18 protein-coding genes and 1 riboswitch are annotated in these 23,529 nt (G+C 48.2%); of the genes, 1 reads left to right on the top strand and 17 read right to left on the bottom strand.

What is annotated here, in order from left to right:
* Positions 1-27: 27 nt before the first annotated feature.
* Positions 28-744, top strand: coding sequence for a lysophospholipid acyltransferase family protein (locus PHS46_01115; protein MDD3905114.1), 717 nt, complete (start codon positions 28-30; stop codon positions 742-744).
* 19 nt (positions 745-763) lie between these two features.
* Here the strand turns inward: PHS46_01115 and PHS46_01120 are convergent, their stop codons facing one another.
* The 17 genes from PHS46_01120 to PHS46_01200 all read right to left on the bottom strand — a co-directional run.
* Positions 764-3,247, bottom strand: coding sequence for a glycogen/starch/alpha-glucan phosphorylase (locus tag PHS46_01120; GenBank protein ID MDD3905115.1), 2,484 nt, complete (start codon positions 3,245-3,247; stop codon positions 764-766).
* 38 nt (positions 3,248-3,285) lie between these two features.
* Positions 3,286-4,458, bottom strand: a complete 1,173-nt coding sequence (gene dinB, locus PHS46_01125; protein ID MDD3905116.1) for a DNA polymerase IV — start codon at positions 4,456-4,458, stop codon at positions 3,286-3,288.
* 79 nt (positions 4,459-4,537) lie between these two features.
* On the bottom strand, positions 4,538-5,185 hold the full coding sequence (locus PHS46_01130; protein ID MDD3905117.1) for a 3'-5' exonuclease: 648 nt from the start codon (positions 5,183-5,185) through the stop codon (positions 4,538-4,540).
* Positions 5,182-5,817, bottom strand: coding sequence for a bifunctional 4-hydroxy-2-oxoglutarate aldolase/2-dehydro-3-deoxy-phosphogluconate aldolase (locus tag PHS46_01135; protein ID MDD3905118.1), 636 nt, complete (start codon positions 5,815-5,817; stop codon positions 5,182-5,184). The genes PHS46_01130 and PHS46_01135 overlap by 4 nt, the downstream gene beginning before the upstream one ends.
* Entirely contained in the window at positions 5,818-6,768 is a 951-nt protein-coding gene (locus tag PHS46_01140; protein ID MDD3905119.1) for an aldolase catalytic domain-containing protein, read from the bottom strand.
* Positions 6,769-6,781: 13 nt separating this feature from the next.
* Positions 6,782-7,210 (bottom strand): hypothetical protein, encoded by a 429-nt coding sequence (locus tag PHS46_01145; GenBank protein ID MDD3905120.1) that lies wholly within the window; start codon positions 7,208-7,210, stop codon positions 6,782-6,784.
* Positions 7,211-7,440: 230 nt separating this feature from the next.
* Complete coding sequence (locus PHS46_01150; protein MDD3905121.1) at positions 7,441-8,913, bottom strand: hypothetical protein; 1,473 nt, start codon at positions 8,911-8,913, stop codon at positions 7,441-7,443.
* A gap of 536 nt (positions 8,914-9,449) precedes the next feature.
* A complete protein-coding gene (locus PHS46_01155) occupies positions 9,450-10,241 on the bottom strand; it encodes a DUF2934 domain-containing protein (GenBank protein ID MDD3905122.1) in 792 nt (263 codons plus the stop codon).
* A gap of 188 nt (positions 10,242-10,429) precedes the next feature.
* A complete protein-coding gene (locus tag PHS46_01160) occupies positions 10,430-11,005 on the bottom strand; it encodes a Maf family protein (GenBank protein MDD3905123.1) in 576 nt (191 codons plus the stop codon).
* Positions 10,998-12,239: an NAD(P)/FAD-dependent oxidoreductase gene (locus PHS46_01165; protein ID MDD3905124.1), complete on the bottom strand. Its 1,242-nt coding sequence runs from the start codon at positions 12,237-12,239 to the stop codon at positions 10,998-11,000. Before PHS46_01165 ends, PHS46_01160 begins: the two co-directional genes overlap by 8 nt.
* A complete protein-coding gene (locus tag PHS46_01170; protein ID MDD3905125.1) occupies positions 12,236-13,432 on the bottom strand; it encodes an aminoacetone oxidase family FAD-binding enzyme in 1,197 nt (398 codons plus the stop codon). Before PHS46_01170 ends, PHS46_01165 begins: the two co-directional genes overlap by 4 nt.
* A 4-nt stretch (positions 13,433-13,436) precedes the next feature.
* A complete protein-coding gene (gene efp, locus PHS46_01175) occupies positions 13,437-13,991 on the bottom strand; it encodes an elongation factor P (protein ID MDD3905126.1) in 555 nt (184 codons plus the stop codon).
* A 14-nt stretch (positions 13,992-14,005) separates the two neighbouring features.
* A complete protein-coding gene (locus PHS46_01180; protein MDD3905127.1) occupies positions 14,006-14,548 on the bottom strand; it encodes an Hsp20/alpha crystallin family protein in 543 nt (180 codons plus the stop codon).
* Between the two features lie 115 nt (positions 14,549-14,663).
* Entirely contained in the window at positions 14,664-15,128 is a 465-nt protein-coding gene (locus tag PHS46_01185) for an energy transducer TonB (protein ID MDD3905128.1), read from the bottom strand.
* Positions 15,129-15,174: 46 nt separating this feature from the next.
* Positions 15,175-17,148, bottom strand: coding sequence for a TonB-dependent receptor (locus PHS46_01190; GenBank protein ID MDD3905129.1), 1,974 nt, complete (start codon positions 17,146-17,148; stop codon positions 15,175-15,177).
* A gap of 108 nt (positions 17,149-17,256) precedes the next feature.
* Positions 17,257-17,468: riboswitch (cobalamin riboswitch) on the bottom strand.
* Between the two features lie 66 nt (positions 17,469-17,534).
* Positions 17,535-18,767 carry a carbohydrate binding domain-containing protein gene (locus tag PHS46_01195; protein MDD3905130.1) on the bottom strand — a complete coding sequence of 411 codons (1,233 nt, stop codon included), beginning with the start codon at positions 18,765-18,767 and terminating at the stop codon, positions 17,535-17,537.
* A 29-nt stretch (positions 18,768-18,796) separates the two neighbouring features.
* Positions 18,797-23,529 (bottom strand): glucoamylase family protein (locus tag PHS46_01200; protein MDD3905131.1); only part of this gene is annotated, 4,733 nt, incomplete at its 5' end.

A 23,529-nucleotide genomic window follows, 5' to 3' on the forward strand; every position in this document is an offset into this window, starting at 1 on the left:
ATTTGCCGCATACTTTATGATACTGCCATGGTAAGAAAAATTATACTGTCAGTAGCTATATGGGCTGTAGGGACGACGCTTACGATAGCGCTTTATTTCGCAATGCTGATCGCGATAGCCCTGCACCCATTCGACAGAATGAAAAAAACGGCGCACGCCCAATGCTTCTGGTGGGCAAAAGCCGTGGTCGGTCTCAATCCTTACTGGCATATTAAAGTAAGCGGTCTTGAACACATAGACAAGAACCGGACTTATATTGTTGTAGCCAATCACCAGAGCCTCGCCGATATTATAATCGTTTATCTTATCCGGATGCAATTCAAGTGGGTCGCCAAGGACAGTTTATTCAATCTACCGTTTGTTGGATGGTGCATGTCACTGGCTAAACACATAAAACTCGAGCGGGGAGATTTCGGAAGCATAAAAAAGGTGTATCGCGAAGCGGCTGGCTGGTTGAGGGGTGGGATGTCGGTCTTATTCTTCCCGGAAGGAACTCGCAGTAATACCGGCGAGATGCGGGATTTTCAAAATGGAGCATTCAAGCTGGCTATAAAAGAAAAAGTTCCCGTGCTACCCGTTTCCATAAAAGGTACCGGCGACGCTATCCCGAAAGGCACCTGGCTCTTCCAGACGAGCGTGCCCGGTAGTGTAACGGTACTGCCTGCTATAGAAACCACCGGCTTCAGTCCGGCCGATTTCGCGAAACTGCGGGATGCGGCGCGCTCAGCCCTGGAAAAGGCCTGATCTTTTTATCCCGCATGGATTACCTCCTGCCGGAGGGCACTCCCCAGATATCCTTAGCGTAATCTTTTATCGTCCTGTCGCTGGAAAATTTTCCCGACCTGGCCACATTCATTATCGATTTCTTTGTCCAATCCGTATGGTTCCGGTACGCATGCGAAACAGCCTCCTGCGCCTCAAGATATTTATCGAAATCCGCGCAGACACAAAAATGATCGCTGTCCGTGATCGTGCGAACAAGCGGATCGAACAGCCCGAACTCGACCGGGGTAAGAAAATTACTACGGATAAGGTCGACCGTCTCTTTCAATGGGCGGCATCTTTCGATATATTCACTCGGATTGTATCCGCAGGCCTTGAGTTCTTGTATCTGGGCGGCGTCGAGGCCGAACGTGAAGATATTATCCTTCCCGACAGCTTCGGCTATCTCGATATTGGCTCCGTCAAGCGTGCCGATGGTCAAAGCGCCGTTCATCATGAACTTCATGCATCCGGTACCCGACGCTTCGGTGCCGGCAGTCGATATCTGCTCGGATAGCTCGCTCGCCGGGAATATCCGCTCGGCCAGAGATACGCAGTAATTCTCAAGAAAAACCACTTTCATCCTGCCGTCTATCGACTTATCTTTGTTGACAACATCGGCTATGCTGTTTATGAATTTGATCGTCAGTTTTGCCATGGCATAACCGGGCGCCGCCTTTCCGCCGAATATAAATGTTCTCGGCAGGAAATCGCACTTCGGGTCAGCCTTTATCCTGATATATTGCGACAGGATATAGAATCCAAAAAGAAGCTGTCTTTTATACTCATGTATCCTTTTAATCTGGACGTCGAACATCGACGAAGGATCGACCTCAATGCCCGTCGTTTTAACGATATAATCTGCCAGTTCTTTTTTATTGGCGGTTTTTACCGCAACCCATTTTTCCCTAAACCCCTTATCATCCTTAAACGCGGCGAGCTTCTCTATATCATTCAGATCGGTGATCCATTTATCACCGATAACGCTCGTGATGAGTCCTGAAAGCGGCTCGTTCGCTTTTTTCACCCATCGCCTCTGCGTGACCCCGTTCGTTTTATTGTTAAATCTCTCCGGATATATATCGTAAAAATCTTTGAATAATTTTTCTTTGAGCAACCTTGTATGAAGCTCGGAAACACCGTTTATCGAATGACTGCCGATCACGGCAAGATGAGCCATGCGTATCTTTTTGACATCGCCTTCCTCGACTATCGACATGCGGCGAAGCCGGTCATTGTCTCCGGGAAACGCGTTTGCCGCTTCCTTAAGAAATCGCAGGTTGATCTCGTATATAATCTGAAGGTGCCGCGGCAAAAGATGCTCGAATAAACCGACCGGCCAACACTCAAGCGCCTCGGGCATTATAGTATGGTTGGTATAAGCGAATGTGCCGACCACGATCTTCCATGCCGTATCCCAATCAACCCTCTCTTCGTCGATAAGTATGCGCATAAGCTCGGCGATAGCTATCGATGGGTGCGTATCGTTCAACTGTATGGCCGCTTTCTCCGACAGCCTGGTTATTTCCTTATTTTCCATTTTGAAGCGCCGGATTATGTCGGCAAGCGAAGCCGCAGTAAAAAAATATTCCTGCTTTAAGCGCAGTTCTCTTCCCTGGCTTACGTTGTCATTGGGATAGAGAACCTTCGATATATTTTCGGTAAGCATCTTGCTGTATACCGCGCGCTCGTAGTCACCGTCATTGAAGTAGCTTAAGTCAAACTCTTCGCTCGCCCTGGCCGACCACAAACGCAGTGTATTGACGACATTGTTCTTATAGCCGGGTACGGGCATATCGTAGGGCGTCGCTAAGACATCGTCGGTATCCACCCAGTGCGCGCGGAGCTGTCCGTTATCGTCGTGCGCCATGTAGGCTCGACCGTAGAATTTTACCTTTACCGTATATTCGGGCCGCTGGAATTCCCACGGATTGCCTTGCCGCAACCATTCGTCAGGATATTCCACCTGATAACCATTAACTATCTTCTGATTAAATATTCCGTATTCAAACCTTATGCCGTAACCGTGCGCCGGGATCCCCAGCGTCGCCATAGAATCAAGGAAACATGCCGCGAGCCGGCCTAAACCGCCGTTACCGAGGCCCGCGTCCACTCCGGCATCCTCTATCTTTTTAATATCAAAACCTAGATCCTCGAGCGCCGCCGCCGCCTGATTTTCTAAACCCAGATTTATCAGATTGGTGCCCAAAAGCCTGCCGATAAGAAACTCCATCGACAGGTAATACACCCTCTTAAGATTCTCATCGTGATACTTTTCCTGCGTCACCATCCATCTATCAACCAGGCGATCCCTGACGGCAATAGCGGTAGCCATAAAATCATCGCGAAGCGTAGCTGTATATTTATCCTTAGCGAGATTGTATTCTCGATTAGCGATAAAGGATAGCTTAAGGCCATCCTTCGTCATGTCTTTATAGTATCTCTTGGCCGACACCGGTTTAGATTCGATCATCTTTTTTTTCATTTGCCGCTCCGATTTGTCATAACCTTATTATTATAAAACTACGCCCTGCTTCCGGCGATAAATATCGAACTGTCCCCAAAACGCTTTTTTATTCTGTCGAGCGCCTTATGTGCCGCTTCCCGCCGAACATCTCCGGAATCTCTAAAAAGATAGTCCCGAAACCCGGCCGGGCAGAAATTCGAAGTCCTTACCCCGAGAAGCCGGACCTTCTTGCCCTTTCTGTCGAAATCCTTATAAAGAGCGCTTATAGTTTTATATAAAATATCTATGAAGTTCGTTGCACTGCTTATCGTAACCGATCTTGTGAATGTGCTAAAATCCGCAAGCCGCACCTTTAAAGTTATCGTCCTGCATTTAACCCCCGATATACGCAATCGGCTCGATACCTTTTCACACATAGCCATAAGCGCGGCGTCCACTTTCTGGGATTCCATAGTATCGACATCGAACGTCGTCTCGTTGCTGATCGATTTAGCTTCTCCGGCCGGCTCGACCATCCGGGAGTCGATACCATTGGCCAGCCGCCAAAAATCACGCCCCGCTTTACCAAGCATAGCTTCCAGATCATCCGGCTTCCGCGCGGCAAGATCGCCGATAGTGCTGATACCCAGACCCCGCATGACTTCTTCGCACTTTTCGCCAAGACCCCATATCCTTCGCACGTTCAGAGGCTTCAGGAACCCGATGAGCCCCTTTGCCGCAACCTCGACTAAACCATCCGGCTTGCCGATATCAGAGGCTATCTTGGCCGCCATTTTCGTCGGGGCCAGGCCCACCGACGCCGTAAGACCGGTAAGCTTCTTTATCTTAGCCTTTATGAGCCTGCATGTTTCGACCGGCGTACCGAAGAGATGGAAACTGCCCGTTATGTCAAGAAACGCCTCGTCGATGCTTATCGGCTCTATGTCCGGTGAAAAAGAATACAATATTTCGTATATCTCTTCCGAAGCTGTCGAATATTTATCCATGTCCACAGGAAGAAATATCGCCTGCGGGCACTTCCTGAAAGCGACGGATATCGGCATCGCGGAGTGTATGCCGTACTTGCGCGCGGCGTACGAACAGGTCGAAACCACACCCCTACCACTCCCGCTCCGAGGATCGGCACCCACCACTATGGGCTTACCCCGTAGCGCCGGATTATCCCTCTCCTCTATGGATGCGAAGAACGCGTCCATATCTACATGAACAATAAAACGCTCTTTGCCCAAAGATTCACTACGCCTTGAATATTACCAGCGCCTTTTCGTTATCGCTCGTCGATAGTACGAATACGGATGAGGCGTCACATCAACCCACAACATTTATATGCCCCTGCTCGCGTATCGCGTCCTCTATCAGCTTCACTCGGGTATTGGCCTTCTGCCCCCGGCTCCGCGCAAACGATATATCCTCGATAAGTTCTATACCTTCCCGCATTATAACATCCAGTTCTTTCTGGAAAACCTTCAATGTTAAAAGCGCATCGGCCATGGCCCGGTGTTCGAGGGGCGTCTCTATGCCCAGATGCCGCGAAATAACGCCCAGACTGTATCTGGGGGAATCCCGAAAGATCTTTCTCGCCAGGGCAAGCGCGTCTATCACATGGTAATCTTTTAAAATATCTTTGCCTTCGCCCAGAGCGCTCTCCAAAAATCCAAGATCGAATCCCGCGTTATACGCCACAAGGACACTGCCGCTGGCAAAATCCATAAAACTCGGTAGCACTTTGTCGATGGTAGGTTTGCCGGCCAGCATAGCCGGAGTTATGCGATTGACCGAAAACGCGCCGTAGGATATTGGGCGCATGGGATTCACCAGCGACCAGAACTTCTGCGGTAAAGCAAAAGAAGTGTCGATCCGCAAAGCCGCTATCTCGCATATCCTGTCCCCGGAATATGGAAAGAGCCCCGTCGTCTCTACGTCGAAGATGGTAAACTGCGCCTCGCTTATCCTCATCTTGTACCCGTGCGTTTAAAAGAATCTACGATCCTGCGGATCTCGTCCATTATTCTATCGAATTTCCCACCGGACAGCCATTCCCTGCGGAATACGCCCGCGCCGAATGCGACGGCGTCCGCCCCGGCAGAAAAATAATCCGGAAGATTTTCGGCCGTCACGCCGCCGCATGCCATAAGCTCGATATCGGCAAACGGCCCTTTAATCTCACTGAAATATTTCGGACCCAAGATACCCGACGGGAAAACTTTTACCATCGTCGCGCCGGCGCAATGCGCCCGGTATATCTCGGCCGGAGTAAATGCTCCCGGAAACACGGGGATAGCCTTATCGACGCAATACTCCACAACTTCGTCGATCATAACCGGCGTCACTATGAACGTCGCCCCCGCGTCGAGAGCCGATTTAAGAGTCTCCACATTCAGTACGGTGCCGGCGCCTATCATAAGACGTGACCGCGCCGCTTTCACCGCCGAACGAATAAGCGCCGGAGCGTTCGCCGTATTCATAGTTATCTCGAGCGTCCCGCCCCCCGCAAATATCATAGACTCGACGATTGGAGCTACGACATCGGCTTCGATGCCTCTTACAATACCCATTACCGGCAGTTTTTTAAATCGCGCTATGTCCATTTAATCTAAATCCGTCGCGGCTAAGCTTTCGTAAAATTCCCTGTAATTTTCTTTTTTCGGCCCGCCGCGCAATTCCATTGCCGCCTTCGGATGCTCGTCGAGCATTCCGGTAATAGCGTATGGTATTATATAACCCCATTCCATCTTCTCTCTGAGTGGAACGAACTCTTTGGATATCAGGTCGAGTATCGGACGTATGTCGAATTTCGGATTCTTTAAGAAACCTATCAGAAGCTCCAGAGGGCAATTGCCCGCGGCCCTGCCCAGGCCATAAACGGTACCGTCGACATAGTTGGCGTTGTGGATAATGGCTTCTATGGTATTGGAAAAAGCGAGCTGTTGGTTATTGTGCGCGTGAATGCCAACCTCTTTGGTCTTTAAAATGCTCTTCGCCTTCTTTATCAGGAACTCCGTCGATTCCTGGTAGAGCGCGCCAAAACTGTCCACTATATAAATAACCTGGGCCTTGCTTTCTTCCTCGAGCTGGTGGAGCGCTTCATTCAGCTCGTTGTCGAGGGCGCGCGATATGGCCATGATATTCACGGTCGTCTCATAACCTTTCTCGTCGAAACGGTTCACAAGATATATCGCTTTATCGATATCCTTTACGTACGACGCTACCCGTATCATGGCCACAGGGCTGTCTTTGCGCAGTTTTACATCGTCGACATCGACCCTTCCCACATCAACCATGACCGATATCTTCGTCTGCGACTCTATGCCGTCGATGACTTTTTTAATGTCATCGTCGTCGCAGAATTTCCACACTCCGAAATCTTTTGACGGAAATAGCTTTTTCGAATTTTTATACCCTATTTCCATATAATCTACGCCGGCTTCGGAAAGCGCCTTATATACCGAACGCACGAATCTGTGATCGAAGTCATGATTATTTATAAGCCCACCGTCCCTGATCGTACAATCGAGAACTTTTATTTTTTCCCTGAACACTTTTTGTCTCCTCTTATTGTGAATTAGTCGGGCTCTTGCCCTGGCCTTCCAGTAGCAAGTCTATAACCTTCGCGGAAGGTTGACGCTGTATCTTCTCGTTGGCGTACTCCGAAAAAACGTTAAGTGCATTTAAGTAGTCCAGGCCGAGTATCTCCATAGCCCCATTATACTGTTTCTTGAGCTCGCCCAAATATTCGCTGACAAATCTCTCTTTCTGCAGGTCGGTAAGCATATACCATTCGCGCATGGTAACCCGAGTCCCGTCCCAACGCGCCCTCTCCTTCGGAAAGAAGAAAACTTCCGGAACATCGTCTTCGCGATAGGAATATATCGATCCCTCTACGACGGCGGAAGGCACATCTTGCGTATCGGCATACAAGTATCCGGAGTAGCCGGACAAGACCAGCGTAGCCGTGACGAACGATAAAAGAAGCGTTTTCATCATATCCTTTATTGCAGATTATATCATCAATCGATACTACTGTGAAGGATTTTGCCTAAAAAAAACCCTGCTGGCATCAAACATCCAACAGGGTTATATATAAAATGTTACCGCCTACCTCTTCTTCTTTTTCTTCTTATGAGCCGCGCATGTCTTGCACATATGGCCTCCTTGGTTGTCCATCAAGTATACCTGCTATTCGGCGTTTTGACAAGAGCTCGGACGTCATTTTAGACGATGTACTTTTCGCTCTTTCTCAGGGGGGTCGCGCGTATTTGGCGCACTATGCTTTCCGGCAACTCCGGTTTACGCAGTTTGTAGTACATGTAATTTTTATACCCTTCAACACCGGGCTGATCATAAGCATTGACGCCCAGAAGTTCACCCTCATAAGCCGTGGCCATCTCGAAAAACATTATAAGCTCGCCCCACGAGTATGGAGTTACGCGCGGCATGACTATCGTGCAATTGGGCCGCGACTCTTTGACGAGCGCCCACTCCGTCGCCTCCTCAGCCGCCGAGAGCAGTTTCGAAAAACGCTTTCCCGACAGGAAGTCGCCAGTCCCGCTAAGAGCTATGTCGCTTCTGAAGCCCTCGACCCTTATGAACGTTACCGCCTTATTATTTTCACCCTCGATATTATTCTGCTGAATGGAGTGCAGGTCGTTTGTGCCACGGCTTGGTATAGGCGTGCGTCCGAGATTAACGCTCTTCCGAGTATCCGCAATCCATGCCTCGGTGCCGTCTTTGGCAAAAGCGATCTTGCGCGGATGTTTCTTGCCGAGCGACTCGGCGAGAAGCTGGACATACCAGTCGGCGGTCGACTTCAACGTCTCCGAAAAAGGCATCATTATCGCGATCGATTTTTTCTTTTTACGGTAGAGGATCGTATGGATGGCCGCGTACATCAGCGCCGGATTTTTGCCGGGCGCGGATTGCAAGCACGTTTTAAGCATATTAGCCGCTCCATCCAGGACATCCTGTATCTTCACGCCGATTATCGCAAGGTGCAAAAGCCCTATATTCAATTCCGAGAATCTGCCACCCACGCCTTTCATTACCGGTAGGCTTATAAAAGCATTAACATCTTCCGCCTGTTTCACTTTAACTTTTTGCCGCAACGTGCCGGAGGCCGGATCGGTGATCGCTATAACTTGCCGGCCGTATTTTTTGCCGACGCTTTTTTTTAACCATTCTTCAACAACCGCAAAAGCGGCTTTGGTCTCCGTCGTCTCCCCCGATTTCGATATGACCACAACGAATGTTTTTTTAGGCTCGAGATTATCCAGCAAAACTCCGAGCGTTTCCGGGTCGAGATTATTCCCCTCGAAATAAATGCGCGGCCTCTTCCGTCTTACCCCGGGAAAATCGTTATAATACGGCATCTGGAGCGCATCTTGTGCCGCCTTGAGACCGAGGTATGAACCGCCTATTCCAAGCGAGATGACATTGTCATATTTAGCGGCGATATGGTCGCCCAGCTTCTGCAATTTCGCGATCTCGCTTTTATCCTGATAGGGCAGGCGCGTCCATTCGAGACCCAAGCCAATGCGGCTCTTATCGTCGGCGAGTATCTTTGCAATGTGCCGAAGCGCTTTTTTGGCCGCCGGCGTAGCGCCCGCGAGCTCCTTGTCGGTCACACCGTGTTTCGCGCCCACGGAATGGCTCATCATATTATTAAAGTCGAATTTTATCTTGTTCATCATTACCCCCTTATATTTTCCGTCATTGCGAGCCCCGGAGGGGCGAAGCAATCTATTAAGATAAGACTTAAAACTCGTTATGTTCGCACAACCACCTAAAGAGGTGGAAAGAAAAATGTTTTCTGCTTCGCAGAACCGGTCTTTTGTTCGTCGAAAAACGGGAGCCTGCGGAACTCGCCCCGCATGAGCGGGGCTCATCCCGCCAGCGCAAGAACCCATGGCGGGACCGCCAACTTGCTCCTGTATTCAAAATTACCCTCTTCTACCTTGCGGACATCCTCGGCTCTTTTGATATCAAAAGATTGTTATATAGAAACCGTTTTTCTTCCTCATAAAAGACCTAACATTTTTATTGTGCTCACATAATGCGTTTTAGGTCTTTCGTGTGTCATCCACGCGGGTGCGGAGCCTCCCCGCCGAAGGCCGCGAGGCCGAGTCGAGAAGCACAATAGGTGCCAATACTCGAGCTAATAGATGCGAACACCCAAAATTTCAACCTTGGAATGTAAATAGTGCACTACCTATCTTTTTCAAAACTAGCTTACTATCTTTTTGCTGAATGTCCTAAAGAAATTTCTTACATTGTTATTCTTATAGGTGCTTTCTTTTAAATCTTTATAAAGTATCTCGACATTAGATTTAAATTTTGATGGCGGCATCTCTTGGCCATAAAACAATATTAGTTCTTCGTTCGGAAACAACTCTATTGGCAAAATACGATCAAATTGTGGATACGTAATATCTGTTTTAAGCTCATTAATCGCTTGAATATTTACAGACGTTATAATAGCAGTAGCATTGCCAATATTTTTTAGCGTAATAAATGGAATTAATGAATAATTAGCGCCACCGTCTTTAAAATAGATATGAGAATATATGGATTGGTGAGTAATAACAAAAGGGCGTACCTTTCTAAAATATTTAAGATGAAACATGACCCTGTCCATAAAATCAACGAATAACGGATACCTAAATTCCCTCATGATGGGGGCTAAGTTTTTGGCATAAAATTCCGGCGATATATTGTAATTCAACAACATGGATTGACTTTGACTAAGCGGTTCTTTTATTTGAGCGGGTAAAGCATAATATAATATCTTGGTAGCCGGCATATCATAAAAAATTAGCCCTGATAAAATAAGAATTATTACGATCAGAGTTTTCTTTGGAACTTTATCCCACAACCAATTCCATGGCCACCATTTAGTACAAACATGCCAATCTTCTAAATCTTTACCATTAGTACAGCCTCCGTCTAAATATCGATAATAGGCTAATTTACGTATCTGTTTTTCTCTAAAGTTATTCAATGTTTTCTTACTCCCCATCAAAATTTTTTGATTCACCGGGAATGTGATGTGGCGATGTGGTGAGCTCCGGCCTTACAATTTTTTATGGCTCGGTCCGCTGTTATATGATGGAGGCGGCATAAAAAATTTTATGGAGCGAGGCGCGCCGCTGGAGCGCGCCGAGCGTCCGGAGCGAACCACTCGACACAGCACATTCTACTGCTATATCAAAAAATCTCTACCCCTATCCTGCGAAAAATCTTCGCGAGTTTCGCAAGAGGCAGGCCCACGACATTATAGAAACAGCCTTCGATACGGTCGATGAATATCGACCCCGGCCCCTGCACGTCAAACGACCCCGCTTTTTCAAACGGCGATATCTTCTTAAAGTAACTCATTATCTGGGTGTCTGTCAATGGATACATATAAACTTTTGTTTTTTCGTAATCGGTGTACGCCCTGCCGCTATCTATATCGATAACAGCAACCCCTGTGTAAACCCATTGCGGCTTCTTCGACAGAATCTTAAGCGCCGCGCGCGCATCACGCATGGTCTTCGGTTTACCGATTATGCGCCTGCCTACGAGAACCACAGTATCGGCGCCTATCACCACGCCGGAATCGAATCTGGAAGCGACTTCACAGGCTTTGGATAGAGCATTCTCGATCACCAGATCCTCACAGCGGCCTTTAAGCACGCTCTCTTCCGTCGCCGCGGAGCCAACGACGCTGAACTTCAACCCTATCTGCCGAAGAAGTTTCTGCCTGGCCTTCGATTTTGACGCCAGAATTATCTTACGCATCTGCCGCCTTCTCTCCCGCTAAATAACCCGTCGAAAATGCCTGCTGAAGATTGTATCCGCCGCTTGCGGCCGATCCTTCGATGAGCTCGCCCGCGAAGTATATGCCCGGAACAACTTTCGATTCCATCGTGCGCGGATTTATATCTTTGGTCGACACGCCTCCGGCGGTAACCATCGCCTCTTCGATCGCCAGGGATCCGGATATTGTAAGCGGAAAACGTTTTAATGTCTGTATCATTATGCGCCTTTGTTCCTGAGTAACCTGGTTCGCCTTGATTTCACCTTTTAATCCCACCATTTTTAAATACCTATCCACTAACCGTTGCGGTAGTATATCCTTCATCAGGTTCTTTAGAATGACATTGCCTTTTATTTTGAATTTGTATAATAGCTTACTTTCCAACTGCTCATCCCGCAGGCCGGGTTTGAGGTCGATAAAAAGCGCTACCGTTTTATGTTCTTTCAGAATATCCGTCACCTTTCCGCTCAGATCGAGTATCAGCGGGCCGGAAACTCCGAAATGCGTAAACATCAACTCTCCCACCTCGGAAGCTAACCGCTTATTGCCGTACTCAAAAACGATCTTTATGTGCTCCAGCGCCACCCCCTGGAACTCTTTGATCCACTCATCACGGACAGTAAGAGGAACGAGCGCGGGCGTAAGCGGGACTATTTTGTGCCCCATCCGCTCAGCCATTACGAATCCGTCTCCCGTAGACCCGGTCGTTTTGTAAGAAGCGCCGCCGGTAGCCACGATCACGCTCGATGCGCCGAACTCGCGGCCGTCTTCCGAAAAAAGTTTAAACGCATCCTTATCCTTCGCGATCTCCGTAATGCGTGTGCCGTAAAGAACCTCGACGCACGATACGGCAAGCGCTTTATGCAGAGCTTCGACCACAGACCTGGCCTTATCGGTTACCGGAAATACTCTGCCCTGGCGCTCCACCTTCGTCTCGAGCCCTAAAGATCTGAAAAAATCCATAAGGTCCTCGCTCGAAAATGCATAAAATGCGGTTCGTAAAAATTCCCCCTGTTTGCCGAATTTTTCCACGAAATGGCCGACATCGGTAAGGTTGGTGATATTGCATCTGCCTTTTCCGGTGATGAGTATCTTTCGCCCAATGGAGTCATTGCGCTCAATAAGAATAACTTTCTTCTTGAGCTGTCCGGCTCTTATCGCGGCCATGGTCCCGGCCGCTCCTGCGCCTATCACCGCTACATCGTAATTTTTCACGCGCTCGCCCCCGCCAAATGGCCGGACGCCCAGGCCCAGGCCAGGTTGTATCCGCCGCGGCATCCATCCACATCCAATATCTCGCCGGCAAAGTATAACCCTTTTTTAAACTTCGATTCTAACGTCGTTACGTCAACTTCTCCGGTTGCGATACCGCCGGCCGTAAAATCAGCCTCGTTCCAGCCCCTGGTACCTGTGATGACGAAATCTTTCGATTTGAATATTTTAGCTATAGCCGAAGCGTCCTGTAGTTTTAGAGCATCCGCAAACGCTCCGCCAAACTTATTCGGCAGTATCCCCGCGATCATCTCTTCCGGTAGATATTTCTTTTCCATCCTTGCCTTCAGCTCTGAAGCCAAGTCGTTTTCTTTGATAAATGGAACCATGTCTATCGCAATCTTCACACCCTTATTCCCAAACCTGTTTATCGCCACCGAAATATCCCGGCTTATATCGAGTATTGCCGTGCCGGAAAGGCCGTATTTCGTAAACAAAACTTCTCCTGCCGCCTCGGCTGAAATCTTTCCACCTATAATAGCCTTCGCGCTCGCAGATATCTTCTGTCCCTGAAGGAGATGGCATATCCGGTCTTTAGTCATCAGAGCAACCGCGGCGGGCACAGGCACAATCACCTTATGGCCGAATTGCTCCGCGAATTTATAAGAAGCCCCGTCCGAGCCTAACGCAGGGTACGATCTGCCGCCGGCGGCGATAACAAGCGAGCGGGACGCAATCCTGCGACCTACGCCGGAAGAGAGAAGAAATCCATCTTTGCCGGATGTAATATCGGTAACCTTAAAATTGAGCTCGACGGATACGGCGAGGCGCCTCAACTCCATTTCGAGTACTTTCAGCACCGATGATGATTGGTTTGTTGCGGGAAATATGCGGCCGGAATCGGAATATGTCTTAAGACCCAGGCGTTCAAAAAAATCCAGGATGTCGCGCCGGCCGAATTTTGCGAATACGTTTTTTACAAGGGGTTGCGCCGCGGTATTATAAAACTTTTCGGAGAGATTTTCATTGAGAAGGTTGCACCGGCCATTGCCCGACGCAAGTATCTTTTTGCCGAGGCGCGGCATGTGTTCACAGATCACGACGGACTTTCCGCCTCTCGCCGCCGCTATCGCCGCCGCTATACCGGCGGCACCACCGCCCAGCACCGCAACTTCAAACCTTTCAGGTGAGCCCACCCAATTACGCTCTCCCAAGATAATCGCCCGTACGCGTATCGATTAAGATCATCTCCCCTTCGTCGATAAAGAGCGGGACATTGACCGTAATACCCGTCTCAAGCTTCGCCGGCTTCATCGCTTTGCCGGAAGTGTCGCCCTTGGCTCCCGGGGCCGACTCCACGATCTTCAGCGCCACACTTACCGGCATTTCTATCGTGATCGGCCTATGCTCGTGATAAAGCAACGACGCCTCGAGATTCTCTTTAAGATAATCTTTCGCGGAACCTATCATCTCGTCGGTAATGCAAAGGGATTCGTAATTTTCCAGATCCATGAAATGGAACCCGGAACTGTCACGGTAAAGATACTGCACTTTCTTGGATTCGAGATCGGCTTTCTCGACCGAGTCCGAGGGGCTATAGCGTTTATTGAGCGTCTGACCTGTTAAAATATTCTTGATCACTGCCTGATATATGGCTCGCAAATTCCCCGGTGTCCTGTGTTCCATCTCGACGACCATGAAAAAATTCGCGCCGTCTTTAATGATCATGCCTTTTTTTAATTCCGATGCTTTCACTGGTACAACCCCTTTCACTGTACTTTTACTTTTACAGCCTCTTCTTTTCCGCCCTTCTTTTTCGGCAGAACTATTTCGAGGACTCCTTCTTTATAAGTTGCTCTTATCCCCTGGCTTTCGCATTCGGCCGGAAGTTCAAGTAAACGCTCAAACCGTCCACTCATCCGCTCCTGCCTGACGACCCCCGGACTCTCCTCTTTAGTAACTACATCGCGCGATCCGGATATCTTAAGCATCCGGTCTTTCTCCAGCGTGATCTCTATTTTGTCTTTGCTCATACCCGGAAGGTCGGCCTTGACTATCACATCATTCGCGTCTTGACTTACATCGACGCGCACTTCTTGACCAAAGACGCCTCCTGCCTTATCCATGTCCGCATAAGGCACGGCAATATCCTTCATGAACCGGTCCAACTCCCGTCTTGCGCGGGTAATTTCCGCGCGCAACCGGTCCAATTGCTGATACTCATTTTCAACGGTACTGGGCTCAGTGGGCTCAGCGCACACCGATACCGCAACAGCCATAAGGAATACGACCCCCAGCGCTACCCTCTTCATAACAACCTCCGATGAGCATTCTGACGTAGCGCACCTTTAAGGGTGCGCTACTCGTATACAGAATAATAGAATAGACTAATTTGGATGAAATTTCAAGCTAAATACGGCGCGGGATTCACTCTTTTTTGAAGGAGATGGTAAGCTCAAACGGCATCTTTGCCGCGTCCAGCTCTTTCGGAAACGCCGGAAAGGGCGACGCCTGCTGTACGCTCAAAATGGCAATGTCGATCAGGCGTTTATCATTTACAGATTTCTCGATATCAATATCCATTCTTATTAATGCCCCATCCCGGTTGAGCACAAAGTACATATCCACATCGCCGGGCGCATAATTAACTTTGTAATTACTTCTCAGCTTTCGAACTATTCTATCCTTAAGCATTCGGTAGTATTCCGCATATTCTTTCGCGTGTTCCGTGCAGATGATCTCATACGACTTCATATCATCTCTTATGCTCACCGAACCTGGGCCCGGGCCATCTTTAGTATTGATGGCCTGGGCGAAAATATTCTGCGAATATAGAATAAAATACGCGGCGACTATAATAGCCGCACAAGCTTTAAATGTTTTGTAGCTCATTTTACCCTCACGCAGGATTATACCACGGTCACGCACAGTTAAATGCCTAAAATTTTGCCCTTACGCCTCCATAAGCATTTATCCCGGGCTCTCCGTACAATCTGACCTCTTCATAATGTTTATTGAACAGGTTCTTTATGTTTACAAAAGCTGTAAAGTTTTTGGTTAACTCGTAATTCAGCGTCAAGTCTACCGTTGTATACTGTTTCAATTTATTTTGCCCGGTATCCATTCTGGGGCCGGTATACCGCACTATCACGTTCGTTTCGAATCTGGGGAATACAATCCATCTTAGCTGTGCCTTGACCTTGTTTTTTGCCCTGCGTAAAAGTTCTGAATCAGTGCTAAGATCTTTTGTCTGCATCCAGGTATACGATATTTCACCGCTTAATTTGTCATAAGCCTTAAATTTTAACTCTGATTCCACGCCGTACGTATACGCCTTGCTTATATTCATATACTGCGACGTGTACCAGGTAACCGGATCGGTTGTAGTGTCTATAAGGTTCTCAAACCTATTCTGAAAATAGACTACTGACGCGGTGAGTTTTTCACCAATTAAGTATTGATCTAAACCATATTCATAAGAAAAGCTTGTTTCTGATTTCAGGTTTGGGTTCCCCCCGCCAAAATAAGGATCTGACGGCGCGTTTAACTGATATAGCGTGGGAGCCTTAAAACCCGTTGATACGCTACCGCGTATTTTCGTAGCGCTTGGCAATAAATAAGATCCGTCGATCTTATACGTCACATGAGTACCGGCATATGAGTGATCATCGACCCTCATCCCCTGAGTAGCGGTAAGCCTGTCTTTGTAATTAAACCTATTTTCGAGATAAAAAGCCTCGTTTCTCGCGGTAGCTTTTGGCATATTGCTTACTGAATCGAGAAAAGAAGACGGGTTAACAATGTTATAATAACTATGACCCAATTCTTCCATATGATTGTATCCTATTACGATACGGTCAAAATCCAATATTTTAAACGTATTCTGATAATCAACGGTGAAAGACTTTCCAAAATAATTATCCCTTTGATAGTTCGTGTTTGGACCGCCGATATCATCGAAATCGCGATTAAAATTAACCATCCATCCCATGTTTATTTTATACTTCCACCAATCGAATAATTCCTGCTCGATATAATGCGTAAAGATATAATTTTCATGGCTGGCATGAAGGTTTGGATAGTCCACTCCAAAATTATCGTACTTAAAATGAGACAGCGTATATCGAAAAGTTCCTCCGGCGGTCAGCCTGTCAGTTATGTCATAATCAAGCCTGGCCGAGAAGGATGTCCTGTCGTACGGGTCTATTTCCGGATTATTATTTTTCGCTTCAGCTTGCGAGATCCCCTTGGTATTGAATTGTGACCCGCCAAACGTATAATGCAACCGATTAACATGTGCGCCCATAGCAAAAGATTCGTTAGTGGTATAGTACGAACCGCTTTCGAATGAGGCGTTGACAAAATTAGTTTCGCACTTTTTAGTTTCTATGTTTATGACACCCCCCATTGCGTCCGAACCGTACAAGGCACTTTGCGATCCGCGCAAAACTTCTATCCTTTCAAGATTATCCAGAGTCAAGTCGGTAAAATCAAAAGCGCCATTGGTTGAGATCGGATTATATAATTTAACGCCATCCAGCAGGACAAGCGTGTGATTGGAATTGGCTCCACGGATAAATACAGATGTTGGCCCATTGGTGCCATTCTCGACAACGTCTGCTCCGGAAACGTTTCGTAGCGCCTCCTCAACCTTTATCTGGCCGTTTTTTACCGCATCCTCTACGTTAATGGGCGTGACAGATAATGAAGCCGCTCCCAGTTTTTCTGCATTTTTGGTAGGCGTTATAATGATTTGCCCCAAATCAACAACCGGGCCAAGCACTGTTTCCATAGGAGTCATCGCGGCTTCAAAAAATTTCTCTAACAGATTTTCCTCTCTTTTATTTTCATCTGCAAACGCGATATTTGCAACAACAATACTGATTGCCAAACACATCAAAATCTTCTTCATCTTCTTCCCTTCACTTTCCAAAAAAAATCCCCGCACCTTTTTAAAAGATGCGGGGTAAGTTCCCTGTTCTACAAACCCGTATATGCGCAATATGATATTCTCGCGTATCACATCACTTAATACATAGGCAGGTCTTCTGACTTGGGAGTCATCCTACTATCCGCTCGCCTTCTCACCTGAAAATCCAGGTAATGGCATCAATCTGCGGATTTCGTCATCCCATACAGCGGCGGGACCGTTTCCGTCTAACGCGTCTTTGCCGAACGCGGTGCGGAATTCCCTTTTAAGCCCTCCCGGGCGCCTACATAAAAATAGAAAATTCAAAAAGAACAATGATAGGGAGATTATAATCCAATAAAAAAATCTGTCAACAAAAATTATATCTTTTATGTTTTTGTAAGCTGGATGTCGTCGATATAAACCGCTCCTGCGTACGCGGCTGAGGCGGACATATTCCACGCGTAATATATACGCCACTTTTCAAAAACAAAACTGAGCTGTTTTATCGTAGTCTCATCCAAAACGGTGCCTTTAGCGCTACCATCACTGGTAATGCTTGTAAGCGGTATTTTCACGAACTGCCAGGATGTCGTAATGCCGCCCAATATGTAATATTTACTGCTGGCGCTGTCGGATAACTCTATCTTCATGATAAGCGGGTTCTCGGCAGGAGATCTGGCCTTTACGTAAAAAGAGATAAAATTAAACGCGCTGAAATTATGCGGAACCGCGACCCAGCCCGTAGCGCCGCCGCCGAATATCATATACTGCCCGGCCCACTGATCGCCGCTGGTCACGTCGTATTCCGATAGCATCGAGTATGGCGAGCTATTATATTGCTCATTGGTAACAGCATGTCTCGCCCACGGAACTGTAGCATATGCATTGGGCATATCGCCTATATTCCCGCCCAGGGAGCATCTGCCAAGCCGGCTTCCGAATTTTCCGATCCGCACATTATTTACAGCGGCGTTACCAAAGGTAATATTATCGATATAAACGACTCCTGCCGTAGCGCTACCATTAGCGACACTCTGAGAATTCTCGAAGGTTATGCAAAATTCGAGGCCTGAGGTCCAATCGCTTATATTGGTAAAATTGTACAACGGAATGGTGACATATTGCCATTCGGTCGTAACCCCGCCATCCAGATAATCGGTAATGTACACCGACGCGGTGTTCGTATCGGCATTCGTGCCCGTATTTTTTAATTCAACCTTAAAGAATTCGCCGCCGGAGGCGCCCTTAACCCAGAAGGATATCGTCGTGTAAGCGCTTATGCTTTGCGATCCGAGTTTGGAATAGTAACCGGCATAAGTATCCGACGCGCTTACATTGTAAGCCAGTTTAAGAGAATATCCTGAATAAGCATTGGAATCGTTTACGTAGGACTCTAAACAGCTTGCGGTGCTGGCAGAAGTATAAGTGCCTGTACGACAGTTCCAGGTATTCACAGCCGCGGCGCGCTCGAAATCATCGAGCATAGCCTGAGGATTGAGGCTGATAGTGGCTGAACCGGTTACACTCGCGACCTCATCAACCTTGGCCGCACAAACAATCCCCGGCGCGGATAATATAACCATCCCGCAAATAGCCATTATGATATTTTTATTGCGCATGCTTTTCACCTTAAGATACCCCGCGTTTATTATTCATGCGTTATATCGAGATATATAGCCGCCGAGTAATCCCCGGCACTCGCTCCGGCTAAAATACTGCCTAAATAGATATACATCTTGTCGTTGACGGTACCTCTGTTACCGGACCCCGGCGGAACCTGCGATAACCAGGCCCATTCATTGTATTTACCGTAACACACGACCGAGTATTCCGCGCCGGTTGTATTGGAACTCGCCCAGTTCGTATCGTTCTTATCCAGTAAATAATTCCATGTCAGGGCGCTACCGCTGTACACATCGGAACTCGTTGCGCAGACAACCCCGCTCGGTTGCACGGCCGGATAGACGCGCCATAGAAGCGGGAGCCTCGCCTTGCCGTCCGAACGCATAAGGCCATTGTAATAACCGTTCATTGCCGTAGAATTGCCGTTCGTATTATTCGTATATATCCATACTTTCCAATTTTTAGCGCTATCTGAGGCGCATGTTACTTCAAGATACTGGTTTGCCGGCGCATAGTCATTGCTGGATGATGTGGTAAAACTTATTCCGCTCGAACGAGAATTATCGCTGACGTTTTTAACGCTGACTTCGAGAGTAGCCGAGCTTGTAGTGCTCTTTATGAACTGTATATCATCCAGATATAATGTGGCCGCGGATGTCGAGTCGGAAATAACATACAACGTGGAAAGGCTGTTACTCGAAAGGCCGCTAAACTCGGAAAGCTTTATCTTCACATTCTGCCAACCCGCGGCCGCGGTAACCGCTACCGAGGAAACGCTGGACGATGAACTCGACAGGCCTATCTTTATCTTTTCTCCGCCGGATACGCTGTTTATCCAGAGCGACAGTACGCCCGCCTGACTTACGTCAGCGCCATTAAGACCTATCGTAGCCGTATCGCCGGCAGGCAATACCAGCTTCCTTACATAGCCCGTCAACCAATTATGCTTAATCATACTTAGATATGTAAACTGGCTTCCGGAAGTACCGCCAAAAGCATTTGGATCTGTGCCGTCACCGTAATCGAGATCATAAGCGCCGGTGGCTTTAGAAGCCTCGGTGGAATAGGCAGTTTCGGCCGTTGGATTAGTCTCTTCAAAAGCCGTAACTACATAGTAGTAAGTCATGCTACCCGTAAGCCCGCTATCCTGATACGCCGGAGATGTAAGAGCCGAGCTATTTATTTTTGTATAGGATCCGCCGGTTGATGTCCCGCGATAAATATTATATCTGACATTTGTGCCGTTCACCGCTGACCAGCGCAGGTTTGTCTTATCCGTACCGTAAGACGCGGCCACGAGATCCTTTGGCACCGCAGTGCTGGCCAGCCCACCCGTCGCGCACGATATCGTATTCCACACTATCCATTCACCGCCGCCGGAGACTATCTTTAAGGTAATCCGGTTCCAGCCGTTATTCATTACCCCGGCCGGTATCGTGACCTGCTGACTATCGCCGAAAGCAACGTTTGAAGCAACGGTCTGATCGTTCACTAAAACATCGACATATACCGTGCCATCCGCATACATCTGCGACAGCAAGAGCGTCCTGTTATGTGTAAGATCGTCGGCATAGAACAGTATGTCGGTATACGGCTTGGTAGATATATTGAGCGCCTGCGCGAAAGTCTTATATGCTTCCGTGCCATATTTCGAACTATCTGCATGAGTTGCATAATACGTATCATCTACCCTGTATTCACTTGCATATTCGCTTCGCACGACGGTCCATTCATTTGTTGTAACAGGCGATGTAAATTCGATATTCTTGCAGGCCAGCCAACTGGCTCCGCTCACCCAGGTAAAAGCAATGGTATTCTCGCCGACATTCAACAGCGAGCCCGGCACTTCTATGTACGCGATGGAATCATCGACATCCGTAACATGCGTAAAAGTCCTGCTACCATAAGCGGTGCCGTTTATGGTCAGGGCGGCAACCACACTATGATCACCTGCGTAATTATTCATAAAGGTATGAATCGCCAAGAGGTAATCCTTATCGCTCGTAACTTCCGATAGATTAACTTTTATCTGGGCGGTAGGATTAGAGCTATCGACATAACCATACATAAACTGGCTTTTCGCGGTTATATCGTCCACATCGACATAGCGCGCAGTATCAGTGTCGGATTTAAATCCAAGAGTAGTAAGCAAATCGCGCATATCGCCATAACGCGTCGTAGCCCCCATAAATTTATTCCATACCAGGGACGAATCGTTATAATTGGAAAGCATCAAGACCGCCGCGCCTAAGTCTATTCCGACAAAATAATCTGAATACAATTTCGTGCTTCCGTCTTTGAATGAATCGACAAAACCATAACTGTCCTCGAGCCACAGATCCGTATCCTCAGTCATAGACTTGAGCGTTGCGGTAACCTCGTCCGGTAGCATACCTATAGAAGCGGCAACCGCAAGAGGATTGACAAAACCGCAATGCGATACCCCAGACGCATTGGCAAGCGGTTTGGCGCCGATATCGCCGAGATAGGTCGCGCCTGAACCGTATTCAGAGCTCAAGCCCCAAACATATTCGCCGTAGTTGTAACCAGCGCTGTTATCTAAACAAAATTGCCTGTTCGCGATCGTAGCATCTATAGAATTCTGCCACCAGTTAACGCCTCGCGCATCATGCATCCCGCGAAAATCAAAGAAGGACTGAGCGAACTGATATGTAAACAGAGAACCGAACCACGACATGACGATCGGCTTACCGGATGCGTTGTAGTTCCCCATGTCTTTTGTCGGAGAGTAATAACAGTCAGGATCGATAGCATGCGACGTAGCAGGCGAACCTATAGCCAGTAGATAAAGCAATAGGGATTCATCAGTGTAATCCCAGTGCCCGCAACTGCCGAATCCCGTACCATCGGGTAACCACGCCTTGTACAATCTGTTATAGTTAGTTCCAGCCGTAGTATCGAGGAAGGCTTTCCAATTCACATTAGCGTATAGCTGATTGGCCTTTGTCAATATAGCCGGCCTTATGGTTTTAAAATATTCTCCGGCGGTTAACGCGCCGGCAACCGCGAGAGCCGTATCGATGGTAGAAACCTCGCTCTCGACCGAAAAACGTGTACCGGTCGACATATTAACAAAATGATATAAGAATCCGTCCTTGCCCCACGTAGCATCACCGGATGCGCTTTGGCTCGCCTGCATCAATAGTAATGTGTCGAGCGTTGCCTCTACCCTGTCCGCGATAGCTTCCGGCGTAACTGTCCACTCCGAATCCGCGGCAGTGCTGTAATTTTCGGCGGCAACCGCAAGCGCGGCCAATCCGAAACCCGTAGCGGCTACGCTGGAGCGATCGTAATACATATCATCGGATGGAGTGCTCGATGTTGCTAATAGCCTGTCACGCACCAGACCCGTAGTTGTGTCAGCTTCGTTCCAGAAATATTTGAATGCATGCGCGGAAACGTCGTTCAATACATCACGCGCGCCTACCGTAACGGCCCATGCTTGATATACCGGTGTGGCGATTTTACCATCTGTAACTGTAACCTTAATGGCATATGCCCCTTCCGTGGACGGCGCATAAGTGTAGGAATTTGAATTAGTGCCTACAGTTACGCCGTCTACAGTCCAGGCATATGTCAGCGTATCGGCGCTATCTAAATCCGTTGCCGTAACTGAAAATACCTGGCTATTCCCGGATGTCATGCTAAAACTGGATCCGCCTGGAGTATGCGCGGTTATTTCCGGACTGTTATTAACCGGATCTTCGGCAATAGTAATGTTCCAGGTCGTAACAGGCTCTTCCGTCGAAGCTATTTTATTGTCGGTAACCGATGCGGTTACAACATGCGTACCAGCGCTCAAAACGGTAAATACATAATTACTGGTTGTGTTGGAAGTGGCCGATCCATCCACCGTCCATTTATAAGTAAGGTTATCACCATCGGCGTCGGTAGCCGCTACGCTGAAATTCACCGTACCGGCAGAGACTGTCGCACTTACCGCGGTAGTCGCCGGCACATATGAAGCTATCACCGGCGGATTATTGGTTACTACGGTACTATCCGTTACGACAAGCGCCCAGGTCTGTGTTACAGCCGTATTGGTACCGTCCGAGACTGAGGCTACGATCGCATGCGTTCCCACCGTTGCTGTTGACGCATAAGCGGCTTTCAATAAACTCGAAGCGCTTGACACTGCCGTGCCATCGATCGTCCATGAATACGCGAGAGTATCATTCTCGCGATCGGTAACCGTAATTGAGAAGTCGGGCAAAGTTTCGGTCGCAAGATCTACATTGACCGATAACGAAGACGGGCTGTACGAAGCTATGACCGGGGCCTGGTTTGTCTTGATCACGTGTATAGTCCAGGTCTGTGTTACAGCCGTATTGGTACCGTCCGAAACGGAAACCTTAACAATATGGTCCCCTATCCCCGCCGCGGCGAGATACGCGCTCGAGGTCAAGGCAGAGCTGGAAGCGGAAAGCGCACTGCCGTCGAATGTCCACGTGTAAGACAATGTGTCATTATCCGCGTCGGTCGCAACTACAGAGAAACTCGCGGAACCGCCTACGGTCAAATCTACTGTCATCTCTGAAAGCGTCGGCGAGTAACTCGATATGACAGGCGCTGAATTCACCGTCTGTGTTACGACAAGTGTCCAGGTCTGCGTTACAGCCGTATTGGTACCATCCGAGACTGAGGCTACGATCGCATGCGTTCCCACTGTTGCTGTTGACGCATAAGCGGCTTTCAATAAACTCGAAGCGCTTGATACTGCCGTGCCATCGATCGTCC

The sequence above is a fragment of the Candidatus Omnitrophota bacterium genome (assembly GCA_028699255.1).
GTDB lineage: Bacteria > Omnitrophota > Gorgyraeia > 2-01-FULL-45-10 > 2-01-FULL-45-10 > FEN-1322.